Source organism: Citrobacter sp. CRE-46, from assembly GCF_059615875.1.
The window spans coordinates 3,502,677-3,518,291 of record NZ_CM184341.1 but is presented as its reverse complement, the minus strand read 5'-3'; the positions used below and the strand labels follow the sequence as shown (position 1 = coordinate 3,518,291).

The window sequence follows — 15,615 nt, the reverse complement described above, 5'->3', positions numbered from 1 at the left end:
CGCTGTTTAATCGCTAAAAAATGTTGCATGGCGCACAGCCTCATTGACGGCTTGCGTAAGGCGGCGCAACTGCTCGGGCTGGATAATGTACGGCGGCATCAGATAGATCAGCTTACCAAACGGTCGTACCCACACGCCCTGTTCGACAAAGAACTTCTGTAGTGCCGCCATATTTACCGGCTGGGTGGTTTCTATCACGCCGATTGCGCCGAGCACGCGCACGTCGGCGACCCGGCTGGAGTCTGCCGCCGGGGCGAGTTCTGCACGCAACTGCGCTTCAATGGCTGCGACCTGCGAGCGCCACTCGCCGGTGTTAAGTAGCGACAGGCTGGCGGAGGCGACGGCACAAGCCAGCGGATTGCCCATAAAGGTCGGACCGTGCATGAAGCAGCCCGCTTCGCCGTTGCTGATGGTTTCTGCGACCAGACGGGTGGTCAGGGTCGCGGAAAGGGTCATCGTTCCGCCGGTTAATGCTTTGCCGAGGCACAAAATATCCGGCGTAATATCGGCGTGTTCACAGGCAAACAGCTTGCCGGTGCGGCCAAATCCGGTGGCAATCTCATCGGCAATCAGCAGGATGCCTTCCCGGTCGCACATCTTACGGATACGCTTTAACCACTCAGGATGGTACATGCGCATACCGCCAGCGCCTTGCACAATTGGCTCGAGGATCACCGCCGCAATTTCGTGACGATGCGCGGCCATCAGGCGGGCAAAAGGCACCATGTCCAGTTCGTCCCACTCGCCGCCCATGCGGCTTTGCGGCGCAGGCGCAAACAGGTTTTCCGGCAGATACCCTTTCCACAGACTGTGCATTGAGTTGTCGGGATCGCAGACCGACATCGCGCCGAAGGTATCGCCGTGATAGCCGTTACGAAATGTCAGGAAACGCTGACGAGATTCCCCTTTGGCCTGCCAGTATTGCAGCGCCATTTTCATCGCCACTTCCACCGCGACCGAACCTGAATCCGCGAGAAAAACGCACTCTAGCGCTTCTGGCGTCATGTCCACCAGTTGGCGACACAGCGTAATGGCCGGGGCATGGGTAATGCCGCCAAACATCACGTGCGACATGGCGTCAATCTGCGTTTTCATTGCGGCGTTCAACTGCGGATGATTGTAACCGTGGATCGCCGCCCACCAGGATGACATCCCGTCAATGAGCCGCTCGCCGCTGGCTAAAATCAGTTCACAACCTTCGGCCCGCGCCACCGGATACACCGGCAATGGGGAGGTCATGGAAGTGTAAGGGTGCCAGATATGGCGTTGGTCAAACGCAAGATCATCCGTTGTCATAATCGACTTGTAAACCAAATTAAAAAGATTTAGGTTTACGAGTCTACACCAAACTGACAACGAAACGTATACCAATATGGCTCATTCTTCTCGCTGGACAATGTCGCAAGTCACCGAATTATTTGAAAAACCACTGCTGGATCTCCTGTTTGAAGCGCAACAGATTCATCGTCAGCACTTCGATCCGCGGCAGGTACAGGTCAGTACGCTGTTGTCGATTAAGACTGGCGCCTGCCCGGAAGACTGCAAATACTGCCCGCAAAGTTCTCGCTATAAAACGGGTCTGGAAACTGAACGCTTGATGGAAGTGGAACAGGTACTGGACTCGGCGCGTAAGGCGAAGCAGGCCGGTTCAACGCGGTTTTGCATGGGGGCGGCGTGGAAGAACCCGCACGAGCGCGATATGCCTTACCTGGAACAGATGGTTCAGGGCGTGAAAGCGTTGGGGCTGGAAGCTTGCATGACGCTGGGAACGCTCAACGAAACCCAGGCTCAGCGCCTGGCCAACGCGGGACTGGATTACTACAACCATAACCTCGACACCTCGCCGGAGTTTTACGGCAATATCATCACTACCCGGTCTTATCAGGAACGTCTGGATACGCTGGATAAAGTGCGTGAAGCCGGGATTAAAGTCTGCTCAGGCGGTATTGTCGGATTAGGCGAAACGGTCACCGATCGCGCCGGTCTGCTGCTGCAATTAGCCAATCTGCCGACACCGCCGGAAAGCGTGCCGATCAACATGCTGGTGAAGGTGAAGGGCACGCCGCTTGCCGATAACGACGACGTCGACGCGTTTGATTTCATCCGTACCATCGCCGTGGCGCGCATCATGATGCCAACCTCTTACGTGCGTCTTTCCGCCGGGCGCGAGCAGATGAACGAGCAAACCCAGGCGATGTGCTTTATGGCCGGCGCTAACTCGATTTTCTACGGCTGCAAACTGCTGACCACGCCGAACCCGAACGAAGATAAAGATTTGCTGTTGTTCCGCAAGCTGGGTCTCAACCCGCAGCAAACGGCGGTGCTGGCGGGGGATAACGAACAGCAACAACGTCTCGAGCAGGCGCTGCGTACCCCGGATACCGATGATTACTACAACGCGGCAACCGTATGACCTGGCAGCAAAAAATTGGCGATGCGCTCACGGCGCGTCGTTGCGCTGATGTGTGGCGGCAGCGCTATGCGGTGACCCAGGGCGCCGGTCGCTGGCTGCAGGCCGACGGTCGCCAGTATCTGAATTTCTCCAGCAACGACTACCTTGGCCTGAGCCACCATCCGCAGATTATCTGCGCCTGGCAGCAGGGAGCTGAACGTTTTGGCGTCGGCAGCGGCGGCTCGGGTCATGTCAGCGGTTATTCCGTGGCTCACCAGGCGCTGGAAGAAGAGCTGGCGCAGTGGCTGGGCTATTCGCGGGCGCTGTTATTTATCTCCGGTTTTGCCGCTAATCAGGCGGTGATAGCCGCATTGATGGAAAAAGACGATCGTATTGTCGCCGACAGGCTTAGCCATGCCTCGCTGTTGGAGGCCGCCAGCCTTAGCCCGGCTGTTCTACGTCGCTTTACCCATAACGATCCGCATCATCTGGAGCGTCTGCTGACTGCCACCTGTCCGGGGCAGCAGCTCGTGGTCACTGAAGGCGTATTCAGCATGGATGGCGACAGCGCGCCGCTCGCTGAAATCCACGTGGTGGCGGAACGACACGGTGCATGGCTGCTGGTGGACGATGCGCACGGCGTTGGCGTAACCGGTGAAGAAGGGCGCGGCTCCTGCTGGCGACAGCAGGTGAAACCCGAACTGTTAGTGGTGACGTTTGGCAAAGGATTTGGCGTCAGCGGCGCGGCAATCCTGTGTTCTGACAGCGTGGCCGACTATCTGTTGCAGTTTGCCCGTCATCTGATCTACAGCACCAGTATGCCTCCGGCGCAGGCTCAGGCTCTACGTGCCGCGCTGGCGGTGATCCGCAGCCGTGAAGGTGATGAACGCCGGGAAAAGTTAGCGATGCTAATCCAGCGTTTTCGCGCTGGGGTGAATACGCCGGGCTTAACGCTGGCGAATTCAACCAGTGCTATTCAGCCGCTGATTGTTGGCGATAACCATAAAGCCTTGCAACTGGCGGATACCCTACGGCAACAGGGATGTTGGGTGACAGCAATTCGCCCGCCGACGGTGCCCGCCGGTACGGCCAGATTACGGCTGACGCTGACCCAGGCGCATGAGGTGCAGGATATCGATCGTCTACTGGAGGTGTTGCATGGCGCAGGTCAATAAACGGGCGATTGCCGCCGCGTTTGGCCGCGCGGCCACCCACTATGAGCAACACGCAGAGCTACAGCGTCAAAGTGCCGATGCGTTACTGGCGTTACTGGCGTTACTGGATGGCGGCACGTTCTCGCAGGTATTGGATGCGGGCTGTGGGCCTGGACGTATGAGTCGTTACTGGCGTGAGCAGGGGAGTGAGGTCTGCGCGCTGGATCTGTCGTCGCAAATGCTGGCTGAAGCGCAGCGTCACGATGTCGCCCACCATTATCTGCTGGCGGATATCGAAGACATCCCGCAGGCAACCGCGAGCTTTGACCTGGCCTGGAGTAATCTGGCCGTACAGTGGTGTAGCGACCTGCGCGGCGCGTTAAGCGAGCTTTACCGGGTGGTGCGTCCTGGCGGGACGGTGGCGTTTAGTACCCTGGCGCAGGGGTCGATGCCGGAACTTCGTCAGGCCTGGCAGGCGGTTGACGATCGGGAGCACGCCAACCGTTTTTTGCCCGTGGCGCAACTGGAAAACGCCCTGTATGGCTGGGATGTTGAATACCAGTCTCATGCCGTCACGCTGTGGTTTGATGATGCGCTGAGCGCCATGCGTTCGCTAAAAGGCATTGGCGCGACGCATTTGCATGATGGGCGCGAGCAACGTGTGCTGACGCGCGCTCAGTTGCGCCAGCTACAGTTAGCCTGGCCCTGTCAGCAGGGGAAATATCCGCTGACCTACCATCTTTTTTTAGGAGTGATTCAACGTGGCTAAAACGTATTTTGTCACCGGGACGGACACCGAAGTCGGTAAAACTGTCGCCAGTTGCGCGCTGCTCCAGGCTGCGGGACAAATGGGGTTGCGCGCCGTTGGCTATAAGCCTGTGGCGTCGGGCAGCGAAATGACGGCTGATGGCCTGCGAAACAGCGATGCGTTGGCATTACAGCGCAATAGCGTTGTGACGGCGGACTATGCGGCGATTAATCCCTACTGCTTCGCTGAACCTACCTCGCCGCATATCATCAGCGCCGACGAAGGTCGCCCCATTCTGGCTTCCGTGATGTCTGCAGGGTTACGCACGCTTGAAGCGCAGGCTGACTGGGTACTGGTGGAGGGGGCTGGTGGATGGTTTACGCCGCTTTCGCCAACGCTGAGTTTTTCCGACTGGGTCAAAACAGAACAGTTGCCGGTGATTCTGGTGGTTGGCGTTAAGCTCGGCTGCATCAATCACGCCATTCTGACCGCCCAGGCGGTGCAGCAGGCCGGACTGACGCTTGCCGGATGGGTAGCCAATGATGTGACGCCGCCCGGCAAACGTCATGCTGAATACATGGCGACGCTAAAGCGCGTGATCCCGGCACCTGGGCTGGGGGAAATTCCCTGGCTGGCAGAAGATCCTGAGCAGGCATCGACCGGACGTTATCTCGATCTCAGCATTTTGTCTTTGACGGCATCAGTTGGTTGAGTCGAGACGGGAAATAACGCTGGTCGCTATTGCAGTAGGCGGACAAGAAAATGGTGAAAATGCGAGCAAGATCTCGGCTCTCCCTGGCCGCCTCGTTAGCTGATAAATATCAAAAAATAGCGATAATTTTTTTTTAGCCCAGCGGAAAAGAGAGTCAGGGTGTTTTTGCCAGGCTACAGTCCACACGGGCTGGAAGCAGTTATCCACTATTCCTGTGGATAACCTTGTGTATTAGGGTTAGAAAACACAATGTAAGCGAGAGAAGACGCGGCCTGCGACTAAATTGATGCGAAAGACGGCTTGAGATAATAATCTTTAAATTACAGATAGTTAGATAAAAGCAATGGCTGTCGCAGAAGTGTCATGTGTTGCCATAAAACTTTCATCGGCTGGCTTGACAAATGTTAAAAAAGGCATTGGTTTGGGGATAACACATTTTTGCTGGTGTTTTATCTTGTCCGGGGGCAAATTTTGGCCTGCAGTCACGGCTATTTTGCGGGTGTAACAGAAATATTCTGGCGCGTTACTGTTTTTTCATCCAGTATATTTTACTGGCAAAATATACGACTGCGAGTAAAATTACACACCTGCCCGCCCATTGCTTCAGGTAGCTGCTCATGAGTAAACCGTTCAAACTAAATTCCGCTTTTAAACCCTCTGGCGATCAGCCTGAGGCGATACGTCGCCTGGAAGAAGGTCTGGAGGACGGTCTGGCGCATCAGACGCTGCTGGGGGTGACGGGATCGGGGAAAACATTCACCATCGCGAATGTGATTGCGGACCTACAGCGTCCTACCATGGTGCTGGCGCCTAACAAGACGCTTGCCGCGCAGCTATATGGCGAGATGAAAGAGTTCTTTCCGGAAAACGCGGTGGAATATTTTGTCTCCTACTACGACTATTATCAGCCGGAAGCTTACGTACCGAGTTCTGATACCTTCATCGAGAAGGATGCCTCGGTCAACGAACACATTGAGCAGATGCGTCTGTCGGCGACCAAAGCGCTACTGGAACGTCGGGATGTCGTTGTGGTGGCGTCGGTTTCCGCCATTTATGGTTTGGGCGACCCGGACCTGTATCTTAAAATGATGCTGCATCTGACGGTGGGGATGATCATTGACCAGCGCGCGATCCTGCGTCGTCTGGCGGAGCTGCAATATACCCGTAACGATCAGGCATTCCAGCGCGGTACCTTCCGCGTGCGCGGTGAAGTTATCGACATTTTCCCGGCTGAATCCGACGACATTGCGCTGCGCGTGGAACTATTCGATGAGGAAGTCGAGCGTTTGTCGCTGTTTGACCCGCTTACCGGGCAGGTTGAATCGACCATTTCCCGCTATACCATCTACCCTAAAACGCACTACGTCACGCCGCGCGAACGTATCGTGCAGGCGATGGAAGAAATTAAAGTCGAGCTGGCAGACCGCCGTAAAAATCTGCTGGCGAATAACAAGTTGCTGGAAGAGCAGCGCTTAAGCCAGCGTACACAGTTCGATCTGGAAATGATGAACGAGCTGGGTTATTGCTCGGGGATTGAAAACTATTCCCGCTATCTGTCCGGACGCGGTCCAGGCGAGCCGCCGCCGACGTTGTTTGATTACCTGCCGGCTGATGGTCTGCTGGTAGTGGATGAATCCCACGTCACTATCCCGCAAATTGGCGGTATGTACCGTGGCGACCGGGCGCGTAAAGAGACCCTGGTCGAATACGGATTCCGTTTGCCCTCGGCGCTGGATAACCGTCCGCTTAAATTTGAAGAGTTCGAGGCACTGGCTCCGCAGACCATCTACGTCTCGGCGACGCCGGGGAACTATGAGCTGGAGAAATCCGGTGATGACGTGGTTGATCAGGTAGTACGACCGACTGGCCTGCTGGATCCGGTGATAGAAGTGCGTCCGGTGGCGACGCAGGTTGACGACCTGCTGTCGGAGATCCGCACGCGTGCGGCGATTAACGAACGTGTGCTGGTCACCACGCTTACCAAACGCATGGCGGAAGACCTCACCGAATACCTCGAAGAGCACGGCGAGCGGGTGCGTTATCTGCACTCAGACATCGATACCGTGGAACGTATGGAAATCATTCGTGACCTGCGCCTGGGCGAGTTTGACGTGCTGGTGGGTATCAACCTGTTACGTGAGGGGCTGGACATGCCTGAGGTCTCGCTGGTGGCGATTCTGGACGCAGACAAAGAAGGGTTCCTGCGCTCTGAACGCTCACTTATCCAGACCATCGGTCGCGCGGCGCGTAACATCAACGGCAAGGCTATACTCTACGGCGATAAAATTACCGCCTCGATGGCCAGGGCGATTGGTGAAACTGAACGTCGTCGCGAGAAGCAGCAGCGCTATAACGAAGAGCACGGTATTACGCCGCAGGGGCTGAACAAGAAAGTGGTCGATATTCTGGCGCTGGGTCAGAATATTGCGAAGACCAAGGCGAAGGGCAAAGGGAAGTCACGTGCGGGTGCGAAGTCTGACGTTGTGGAACTGGATATGACGCCAAAAGCCCTGCAGCAAAAGATTCACGAGTTGGAAGGGCAGATGATGCAGCATGCGCAGAATCTCGAATTTGAAGAGGCTGCGACGATCCGCGACCAGTTGCATCAGCTGCGCGAGTTATTTATTGCGGCATCGTAATCCTGTGCCGGATGCGGGGTAACCCCCTTATCCGGCTTACGGGGGGCTTGCGTTTGTCGGCCTGACAAGCGCAGCGCATCAGGCAACGCCACTCAGCCTAATGCCTGGACCGCTTTCTCCAGCGCGCTGTGCAGCAGCTGACGGTCATGACGGTACGGAATATCGCTGGCTTCCAGCACTTCCTGAATCACAATGCGGTCGGTAACGGCGGAAACATCTACTTTCGGGCCGACAACCACCGCGTCAATCACTTTCTTGCCAACGTACTGTTCGATGATTGCCAGCTTATCGTTAAGCGTCAGGCTGGCTGCTGGCAGGCTTAATTCGCGACCCAGGTTGCCAATGTAGACCATCCTGGCGGGGGTACGCCGTAATGCCTGCGCCAGTTCGTCGAGCAGCAGGATCGGCATCAGGCTGGTATAAAAACTGCCTGGTCCTATCAGAATCAAATCTGCTTCGGCGATTGCCTCAACCGCTTCTCGCGTGGTAGGGACTTTTGGCGACAGCATCAGTTCCTGAGGTGGGATAGTGAGCTGATCGATATTCACTTCGCCATAGACTTCATGCCCCTGATCATCAATAGCCATCAGATCCACCGGCAGCTCAGACATCGGAATTAAATGCGCATCCACCTTCAGCAGGTTGCGAATTAAATTAATAGCTTCGAGAGGCCGCACGCTGAGGTGATCGAGCGCCTTTAACATTAAATTTCCGAGGTTATGTCCGGAAAGCTCGCCATTACCGCCAAAACGGTATTCAAACATAGCGGATGCAACGCTGGGTTGGGTAATTAACTGGTTCAGGCAATTACGCATGTCCCCCCAGGCGATGCCGCCTTCAGAATGACGAATACGCCCCGTGGAGCCGCCATTATCGGTGGTGGTGACGATACCCGTCAGTCGTGAACCTAAAGGGGAAAGTGAGGAGAGAACGCGTCCTAATCCATGCCCTCCGCCGAGAGCGACAACGCGATCTAAATCTGCCAGCGTGCGAGTGCGCATAGAGTTTCCTGATATCAATTGATCGGCGCTACAGTACCGTAAATAGCGTGTTTTCAGCAATTATCCAGTTGGCATTTGCCGAAATTAATTTTCGGCGATCTACTCCTTTCTGACGACATGCACCTGACAGCAAGATGATGTATATCAATGCAAAACTGTGGTTTTTGCTTATTCTGTAGCGAAATTGCACGATCATGCCGCTATATACGTATTTATACAGCGTAAGTGTGCTTGGCATTATCGCCATTTACACGCTAGTATCGGCATAACCACTACGTACTCAAAGTATGATGAGTATAAACACTCTAGCCTCTGCACCTGGGTCAAATGATACGGTGCTTTGGCCGTGGCAATTCTCGAACGAGATTGTCACCAGGGCGCAGGAAGAAATGACTGCGTCTCCCGTATTTGGAAAGGTGTACATGGGCTCTCAACTTACCGATGCTTTCGCGCGTAAGTTTTACTACTTACGTTTGTCGATTACCGATGTGTGTAACTTTCGTTGCACCTACTGCCTGCCGGATGGCTATAAGCCCGGCGGGGTCACCAATAACGGCTTTTTGACCGTTGATGAAATTCGCCGCGTCACCCGTGCGTTCGCCAGTCTGGGGACGGAAAAAGTGCGCCTGACAGGGGGCGAACCCTCATTACGTCGCGATTTTACCGACATTATTGCCGCCGTGCGTGAAAACGACGCTATCCGTCAGATTGCGGTAACGACCAATGGTTATCGTCTGGCGCGCGATGCCGCCGCCTGGCGCGATGCCGGGTTGACGGCACTCAACGTCAGCGTCGACAGTCTCGATGCCCGTCAGTTTCACGCCATTACCGGGCAGGACAAATTTCAGCAGGTGATGGCGGGCATTGACGCCGCCTTTGCAGCCGGTTTTGAAAAAGTCAAAGTCAACACTGTGTTGATGCGCGATGTAAACCATCATCAACTGGACACCTTCCTGGCGTGGATCCAACCTCGTCCTATTCAACTGCGTTTTATTGAACTGATGGAAACGGGGGAGGGCAGTGCACTTTTCCGTAAGCATCATATCTCAGGGCAAGTACTGCGCGATGAGCTTCTGCGTCGCGGCTGGATCCACCAGCTTCGCCTGCGCAGCGACGGTCCGGCTCAGGTTTTCTGCCATCCTGATTATGCTGGCGAAATTGGTCTGATCATGCCTTATGAGAAAGACTTTTGCGCCACCTGTAATCGTCTGCGCGTTTCCTCTGTCGGCAAGCTTCATCTGTGTTTATTTGGTGAAGGCGGCGTAAGCCTGCGTGACTTGCTGGAAGATGACGCTCAGCAATCCGCGCTGGAAGAACGCATTTCAACCGCGCTGCTGGAGAAAAAGCAGACCCACTTCCTGCATCAGAACAATACCGGTATTACGCAAAACTTATCTTACATTGGCGGCTGATCGCTAAAAGGAGTTTCCATGAGTCAGGTAAGCGCTGAATTTATCCCGACACGCATTGCTATTCTTACTGTTTCCAACCGTCGCGGCGAAGAGGATGACACCTCCGGTCACTACCTGCGTGACTCGGCGCAGGAAGCGGGCCATCAGATTGTTGACAAGGCGATTGTCAAAGAGAACCGTTATGCCATCCGTGCCCAGGTTTCCGCCTGGATTGCCAGTGACGATGTGCAGGTTGTGCTCATTACCGGCGGCACCGGACTGACCGAAGGTGACCAGGCGCCGGAAGCGTTGCAACCGCTGTTCGACAGAGAAGTTGAAGGTTTTGGCGAAGTATTCCGTATGCTCTCGTTTGAAGAAATCGGTACCGCGACGCTGCAATCCCGGGCAATTGCCGGGGTTGCGAATAAAACGCTGATTTTCGCCATGCCGGGGTCGACCAAAGCGTGCCGTACCGCCTGGGAAAATATCATTGCGCCGCAGCTTGATGCCCGTACGCGTCCGTGTAATTTCCACCCACATTTGAAGAAATAAGTATGTCGCAACTGACTCATATTAACGCCGCTGGCGAAGCCCACATGGTGGATGTCTCTGGCAAAGCAGAAACGGTACGCGAGGCGCGTGCTGAAGCATTCGTGACGATGCGCAGCGAAACGCTGGCGATGATTATCGATGGTAGCCACCATAAAGGCGACGTTTTCGCCACGGCGCGCATTGCCGGTATTCAGGCGGCCAAACGAACCTGGGATCTTATCCCGCTGTGTCATCCGCTGATGCTGAGCAAGGTCGAAGTCAACCTGCATGCCGAACCGGAACACGATCGTGTACGCATTGAGACGCTGTGTCGCCTGAGCGGGAAAACCGGTGTGGAAATGGAAGCGTTAACGGCGGCCTCCGTGGCGGCGTTGACCATCTACGACATGTGCAAAGCGGTGCAAAAGGACATGGTGATTGGTCCGGTGCGCCTGCTGGCAAAAAGCGGCGGCAAGTCGGGAGATTTTAAGGTGGATGCGCATGATTAAGGTTCTTTTCTTTGCCCAGGTCCGTGAACTGGTCAACACGGATGCTTTAGAGGTCACCGCTGAATTTCCAACGGTCGAAGCGCTGCGCCAGCATCTGGCGGCGCAAGGCGATCGTTGGGCGCTGGCGCTGGAGGACGGCAAGCTGCTGGCGGCGGTGAACCAGACGCTGGTCAGTTTTGACCATCCCCTTAATGCAGGTGATGAAGTGGCTTTCTTCCCACCGGTAACCGGAGGTTAAGATGGCTGAGACGCGAATTGTTGTTGGGCATGCGCCGTTCAGCGTTGGGGAAGAGTATCCCTGGCTTGCCGAGCGTGATGAAGACGGCGCCGTAGTGACCTTCACCGGTAAAGTGCGTAACCACAACCTCGGCGACAGTGTGCAGGCATTAACGCTGGAACACTATCCCGGCATGACCGAAAAAGCGCTGGCGGAGATTGTCGACGAGGCGCGTACGCGCTGGCCGCTCGGACGGGTGACGGTGATTCATCGCATTGGCGCGCTGTGGCCCGGCGATGAAATCGTTTTTGTTGGCGTGACCAGCGCGCATCGCAGTAGCGCGTTTGATGCCGGGCAGTTCATTATGGATTATCTGAAAAACCGCGCACCGTTCTGGAAGCGCGAGGCCACGCCGGAAGGTGAACGTTGGGTGGATGCCCGTGACAGCGATAAGCTAGCAGCAAAACGCTGGTAGAGTACAATTGTTGTAGGCTCATACTGATTCAGGAGATTGTCATGGACCGATTCCCACGATCCGATTCTATTGTGCAGGCGCGTTCCGGCCTGCAAACGTATATGGCGCAGGTTTATGGCTGGATGACCTGCGGGTTGTTGCTGACGGCGTTTATCGCCTGGTATGCGGCAAATACGCCCGCGGTGATGATGTTTGTCTTCTCCAGTAAAATCACCTTCTTTGGCCTGATTATCGCCCAACTGGCGCTGGTGTTCGTTTTGTCCGGCATGGTGCAAAAGCTGAGCGCCGGTGTGGCAACCACGCTGTTTATGCTCTATTCGGCGTTAACCGGGTTAACGCTGTCGAGCATCTTCATCGTCTATACCTACTCGTCTATCGCCAGTACCTTTGTGGTCACCGGCGGGATGTTTGGCATCATGAGCCTGTACGGTTATACCACTAAGCGCGATCTCAGCGGTTTCGGCAATATGCTGTTTATGGCGCTAATCGGGATTGTGCTGGCTTCGCTGGTTAACTTCTGGCTGAAGAGCGAAGCGTTGATGTGGGCGGTAACCTACATTGGGGTGATTGTGTTTGTCGGTCTGACCGCCTATGACACGCAGAAGCTGAAAAACATCGGTGAGCAGATCGATCTGCGTGACAGTTCTAATCTGCGCAAATACGCGATTCTTGGCGCACTAACGCTGTATCTGGACTTTATCAACCTGTTCCTGATGCTGCTGCGTATCTTCGGCAATCGTCGTTAATTCTCTGTTGCCGGATAAGGCATTACGCCGCATCCGGCACTATATACACCATCATTTCGCCATTGCCTTCTCGTTTTTCGCCCGCAGCTTTTTCGCCCGACTTTCCAGCAACAGGTAGCAAATAAGCGCCAGCAGCAGCGGAATAAAATAATAAAGGACGCGATACGCAAGCAGGGCGGCGATAATCTTGCCTTGAGAAGTATCTTCTCCCGCCAGCAACGCCATAAAAACCGCCTCCAGCACACCGATCCCCGCCGGAATATGTACGATAACCCCGGCAATACTGCTCACCAGTAGCACGCCCAGCACGAAGAAAAAGTTGATATCCTGACCCAGCAACAGCCAGATAATGGCTCCCATCACCATCCAGTTGGTACTGGATATCACCATTTGCGCGATGGCAAATTTCCAGGAAGGCAGCACCAGCTTTTGGCCCCTGATGGTGATGTGGCGATGTTTCGCGAAGGCGCAAAACCACAGATAAACGACAATAATCAGTAGCAGCGCAATGCCTAAAATGCGCAGCGTACCTTCATCGATATACCAATGCGCGGGCAGCTCGACCACGCCAAAGGTAAAAATAAAGCCGCCCAGCAGAATATAGCCCAGCCAGTTGGTGGTAATACTCAGTGAAAAAATCCGCGTAATAGTGCTCCCCGGCAACCCGAGGCGCGAGTAGAGCCGATAACGCATCCCAATACCGCCCACCCAGGTGCTTAACGTCAGGTTGAAGGCGTAACAGATAAACGACACCAGCATGACCTGGCGTTTTGCCAGCTTGTGCCCACAGTAATGTCGGCCGAGCAGGTCATAGCAGCCGTAGAGTAAATAACTGACGATTACCAACCCCACGGCGCTGAGCAGGGCAGTCCGATTGTAATCCCGGATTACCGTCCAGACCTCTTCCCAATTGACCTTGCTGGCATAAATGACCAGCAACACGATGACGGCAATGAAAAATAGCCACGTGAGTATTTTTTTCGCTAACCGCCAGCGCGGATGTGCTTTGGCCATCAGGATTTTCCTCCGACATCCTCAGTTTGAATGCGATCCTGCGTTTCCATGGCAGGCTGTGCGGGCGGTTCTACCTCGGTCAGATGCGGTGTATGTGCGGGAAGCCAGCCGACCAGCGCCGGGAAATGGCGTAAAAAGTGGAACGCCAGCACGCTTTTGGTCAGATTCCACCAGGTGCGTTTGGGCAGCATGGATTCATCAACCCGCTTGCAGTCCTGCGCAATAATCGGGTTCAGGTTGTCGCGCAGAGTCTGGTTAAACGCACGGTCATGAATAATGAGATTCGCTTCCAGATTCAGCGACAGGCTGAGCGGGTCAAGATTGCTGGAGCCTACCGTCGCCCAATGATCGTCCATCAGCGCTACCTTGCCATGCAGAGGTTTACGGCGATATTCATAGACATGGACGCCGCCTTTAACCAGATAGTTATACAAGAGGCGGGCGCCCACTTTCACAATCGGCATATCTGGTTCACCCTGCACAATGAGTTTTACCCGAACGCCGCGTCGGGCCGCTTTACGCAGGGCATGCAGAAAGCGATAACCGGGAAAGAAGTAGGCATTGGCAATGATCACTTCCCGCCTGGCCTGGGTAAGCATTTTCAAATAATGACGTTCAATATCATCGCGATGTTCTTCGTTGTCGCGCCAGACAAATAGTACCTGCGCTTCGCCAGGCCGATGATTTTCGACTGCGCGATGATGACGTCGCCACCAGCGGCGTACGGCGCTCTGGCCCGGCAGATTTTCCAGTACGAATGTCAGGATGTCGGCCACGATGGGGCCTTCAACGCGTACGGCGTAATCCTGCTTGGCCTCAGGGCCGTAATCCGACATATGTTCAGCGGAATAATTGATGCCGCCGACGAAAGCAACGCGGTCATCAATGACCACAATTTTGCGATGCATACGGCGAAAGAGATTGGTGCGCATGCCGAACAGACGCGGGCGCGGATCGTAATAGCGGAAAACAATGCCGGCTGCGGTTAGCTCATTAACGAAACTGTCGCTGAGGTCCGGCGAGCCATAGCCATCCAGCAGCACTTCCGCTTTAACACCGCGACGTGCTGCACTCAGCAGCGCGGCATGCAGCTGTTTTCCGACCGCATCTTCAAACCAGATGAAGGTCTCGAGGATAATTTTTTGCTGCGCCTGTTCAATGGCGTCAAACACGGCGGGGTAGTACTGATCGCCGTTTTCCAGCAGTTGAATTTGATTGCCTTCACGCCAGCCAAATTTCATAAATGAATCTCCGCACTCAGAGGGGCATGATCGGACAAATGTCGCCAGTGACGCAGCGCCAGCGTCGTTGGGGTACTGGCATTCGCGTTTTTCACATAGATCCTGTCGAGACGCAGCAGGGGAAACTGCACCGGAAACGTCCGCGCCGGGCGACCGTGGGCGCGGGTAAAGATCTCGTCAAGATCGGCATTGGCTTTCAACGGATGATTAGCTTTTTGTCGCCAATCGTTGAAATCACCGGCGACCACGACGGGCTCACCCTCAGGTAAGGCATTCACCCACTCTGCCAGCATAGCGAGTTGGGCCTGACGGTGGGCTTCACGCAAACCGAGATGGACACACATCACGTGAACCGGGTGGGAGAGCATCGGCGGCACGATGCGGCAGTACAGGACCCCGCGTTTTTCACTCGCGCCGACCGACACATCGCGATTTTCATAATGTTCAATAGGATAGCGCGACAGCACAGCGTTACCGTGATGCCCCTGCGGATACACGGCGTTACGTCCATAAGCGAAGTCGCTCCACATGGTATCCGCCAGAAATTCGTAGTGCGTGGTGTCCGGCCAGTTTTCCACATGCAGAGGATGCACCTCGTGCGCGCCCATGACCTCTTGCAGGCACACAATATCCGCTCCGACCGTTCTGACGGCCTCTCGCAGCTCAGGCAAAATAAAACGCCGATTGAAGGCGGTAAATCCTTTATGAGTATTAATGGTGAGCACATTGAATGAAAACCGTTCTGTTTGTCTGGCCATGATTCTCCCGTTGGCATCACTTTCCTGATTAAAATAGTGTAGTCGTCGTCACAAAAAGATGCGGTGTTGCGGAATTTTCCGTAAAGT

At 55.0% G+C, this 15,615-nt stretch carries 16 protein-coding genes and 1 riboswitch; of the genes, 11 read left to right on the top strand and 5 right to left on the bottom strand.

Annotation, left to right across the window (positions count from 1 at the left end):
• Positions 1–6: 6 nt before the first annotated feature.
• A complete protein-coding gene (gene bioA / locus AC534G_RS17240) occupies positions 7–1,296 on the bottom strand; it encodes an adenosylmethionine--8-amino-7-oxononanoate transaminase (protein ID WP_038639031.1) in 1,290 nt (429 codons plus the stop codon).
• A gap of 76 nt (positions 1,297–1,372) precedes the next feature.
• Between bioA and bioB the strand changes: the two genes are divergently transcribed.
• The 5 genes from bioB to uvrB all read left to right on the top strand — a co-directional run bounded on the left by bioB (position 1,373) and on the right by uvrB (position 7,645).
• Complete coding sequence (bioB, locus tag AC534G_RS17235) at positions 1,373–2,413, top strand: biotin synthase BioB (protein ID WP_038639034.1); 1,041 nt, start codon at positions 1,373–1,375, stop codon at positions 2,411–2,413.
• The gene (bioF, locus tag AC534G_RS17230; RefSeq protein ID WP_110498543.1) at positions 2,410–3,567 is read left to right on the top strand and encodes an 8-amino-7-oxononanoate synthase; all 1,158 of its coding nucleotides are present in this window, start codon (positions 2,410–2,412) and stop codon (positions 3,565–3,567) included. Before bioB ends, bioF begins: the two co-directional genes overlap by 4 nt.
• Entirely contained in the window at positions 3,551–4,315 is a 765-nt protein-coding gene (gene bioC, locus AC534G_RS17225) for a malonyl-ACP O-methyltransferase BioC (protein WP_110498542.1), read from the top strand. The genes bioF and bioC overlap by 17 nt, the downstream gene beginning before the upstream one ends.
• Positions 4,308–5,006: a dethiobiotin synthase gene (gene bioD / locus AC534G_RS17220; RefSeq protein WP_110498541.1), complete on the top strand. Its 699-nt coding sequence runs from the start codon at positions 4,308–4,310 to the stop codon at positions 5,004–5,006. The genes bioC and bioD overlap by 8 nt, the downstream gene beginning before the upstream one ends.
• Positions 5,007–5,623: 617 nt before the next feature.
• A complete protein-coding gene (gene uvrB, locus AC534G_RS17215) occupies positions 5,624–7,645 on the top strand; it encodes an excinuclease ABC subunit UvrB (protein WP_038639047.1) in 2,022 nt (673 codons plus the stop codon).
• Positions 7,646–7,737: 92 nt separating this feature from the next.
• Here uvrB and yvcK read toward each other — a convergent pair whose 3' ends face one another.
• Positions 7,738–8,646 carry a uridine diphosphate-N-acetylglucosamine-binding protein YvcK gene (gene yvcK, locus AC534G_RS17210; protein ID WP_496594439.1) on the bottom strand — a complete coding sequence of 303 codons (909 nt, stop codon included), beginning with the start codon at positions 8,644–8,646 and terminating at the stop codon, positions 7,738–7,740.
• Between the two features lie 289 nt (positions 8,647–8,935).
• Positions 8,936–9,081, top strand: a riboswitch (molybdenum cofactor riboswitch).
• Here yvcK and moaA point away from each other — a divergent pair.
• From moaA to AC534G_RS17180, 6 genes are all read left to right on the top strand, one after another.
• Positions 9,069–10,058, top strand: coding sequence for a GTP 3',8-cyclase MoaA (gene moaA / locus AC534G_RS17205; protein ID WP_069323202.1), 990 nt, complete (start codon positions 9,069–9,071; stop codon positions 10,056–10,058). (Overlaps the previous riboswitch by 13 nt.)
• Positions 10,059–10,076: 18 nt before the next feature.
• Positions 10,077–10,589, top strand: coding sequence for a molybdenum cofactor biosynthesis protein B (gene moaB, locus AC534G_RS17200; protein WP_003035187.1), 513 nt, complete (start codon positions 10,077–10,079; stop codon positions 10,587–10,589).
• 2 nt (positions 10,590–10,591) lie between these two features.
• Entirely contained in the window at positions 10,592–11,077 is a 486-nt protein-coding gene (gene moaC, locus AC534G_RS17195) for a cyclic pyranopterin monophosphate synthase MoaC (protein WP_061381915.1), read from the top strand.
• Positions 11,070–11,315, top strand: coding sequence for a molybdopterin synthase sulfur carrier subunit (moaD, locus tag AC534G_RS17190; RefSeq protein WP_038639062.1), 246 nt, complete (start codon positions 11,070–11,072; stop codon positions 11,313–11,315). Before moaC ends, moaD begins: the two co-directional genes overlap by 8 nt.
• A gap of 1 nt (position 11,316) precedes the next feature.
• Positions 11,317–11,769 carry a molybdopterin synthase catalytic subunit MoaE gene (gene moaE, locus AC534G_RS17185; protein WP_110498539.1) on the top strand — a complete coding sequence of 151 codons (453 nt, stop codon included), beginning with the start codon at positions 11,317–11,319 and terminating at the stop codon, positions 11,767–11,769.
• 41 nt (positions 11,770–11,810) lie between these two features.
• A complete protein-coding gene (locus AC534G_RS17180; protein WP_038639068.1) occupies positions 11,811–12,515 on the top strand; it encodes a Bax inhibitor-1/YccA family protein in 705 nt (234 codons plus the stop codon).
• A 51-nt stretch (positions 12,516–12,566) separates the two neighbouring features.
• On the opposite strand, the gene AC534G_RS17175 is transcribed toward AC534G_RS17180, so the two are convergent.
• The 3 genes from AC534G_RS17175 to AC534G_RS17165 are packed head-to-tail and all read right to left on the bottom strand — an operon-like array spanning position 12,567 to position 15,528.
• The gene (locus AC534G_RS17175) at positions 12,567–13,529 is read right to left on the bottom strand and encodes a lysylphosphatidylglycerol synthase domain-containing protein (RefSeq protein WP_110498538.1); all 963 of its coding nucleotides are present in this window, start codon (positions 13,527–13,529) and stop codon (positions 12,567–12,569) included.
• Positions 13,529–14,770 carry a cardiolipin synthase ClsB gene (clsB, locus tag AC534G_RS17170; RefSeq protein ID WP_038639075.1) on the bottom strand — a complete coding sequence of 414 codons (1,242 nt, stop codon included), beginning with the start codon at positions 14,768–14,770 and terminating at the stop codon, positions 13,529–13,531. The genes AC534G_RS17175 and clsB overlap by 1 nt, the downstream gene beginning before the upstream one ends.
• Positions 14,767–15,528 (bottom strand): endonuclease/exonuclease/phosphatase family protein, encoded by a 762-nt coding sequence (locus AC534G_RS17165; protein WP_069323204.1) that lies wholly within the window; start codon positions 15,526–15,528, stop codon positions 14,767–14,769. The genes clsB and AC534G_RS17165 overlap by 4 nt, the downstream gene beginning before the upstream one ends.
• Between the last annotated feature and the right edge of the window lie 87 nt (positions 15,529–15,615).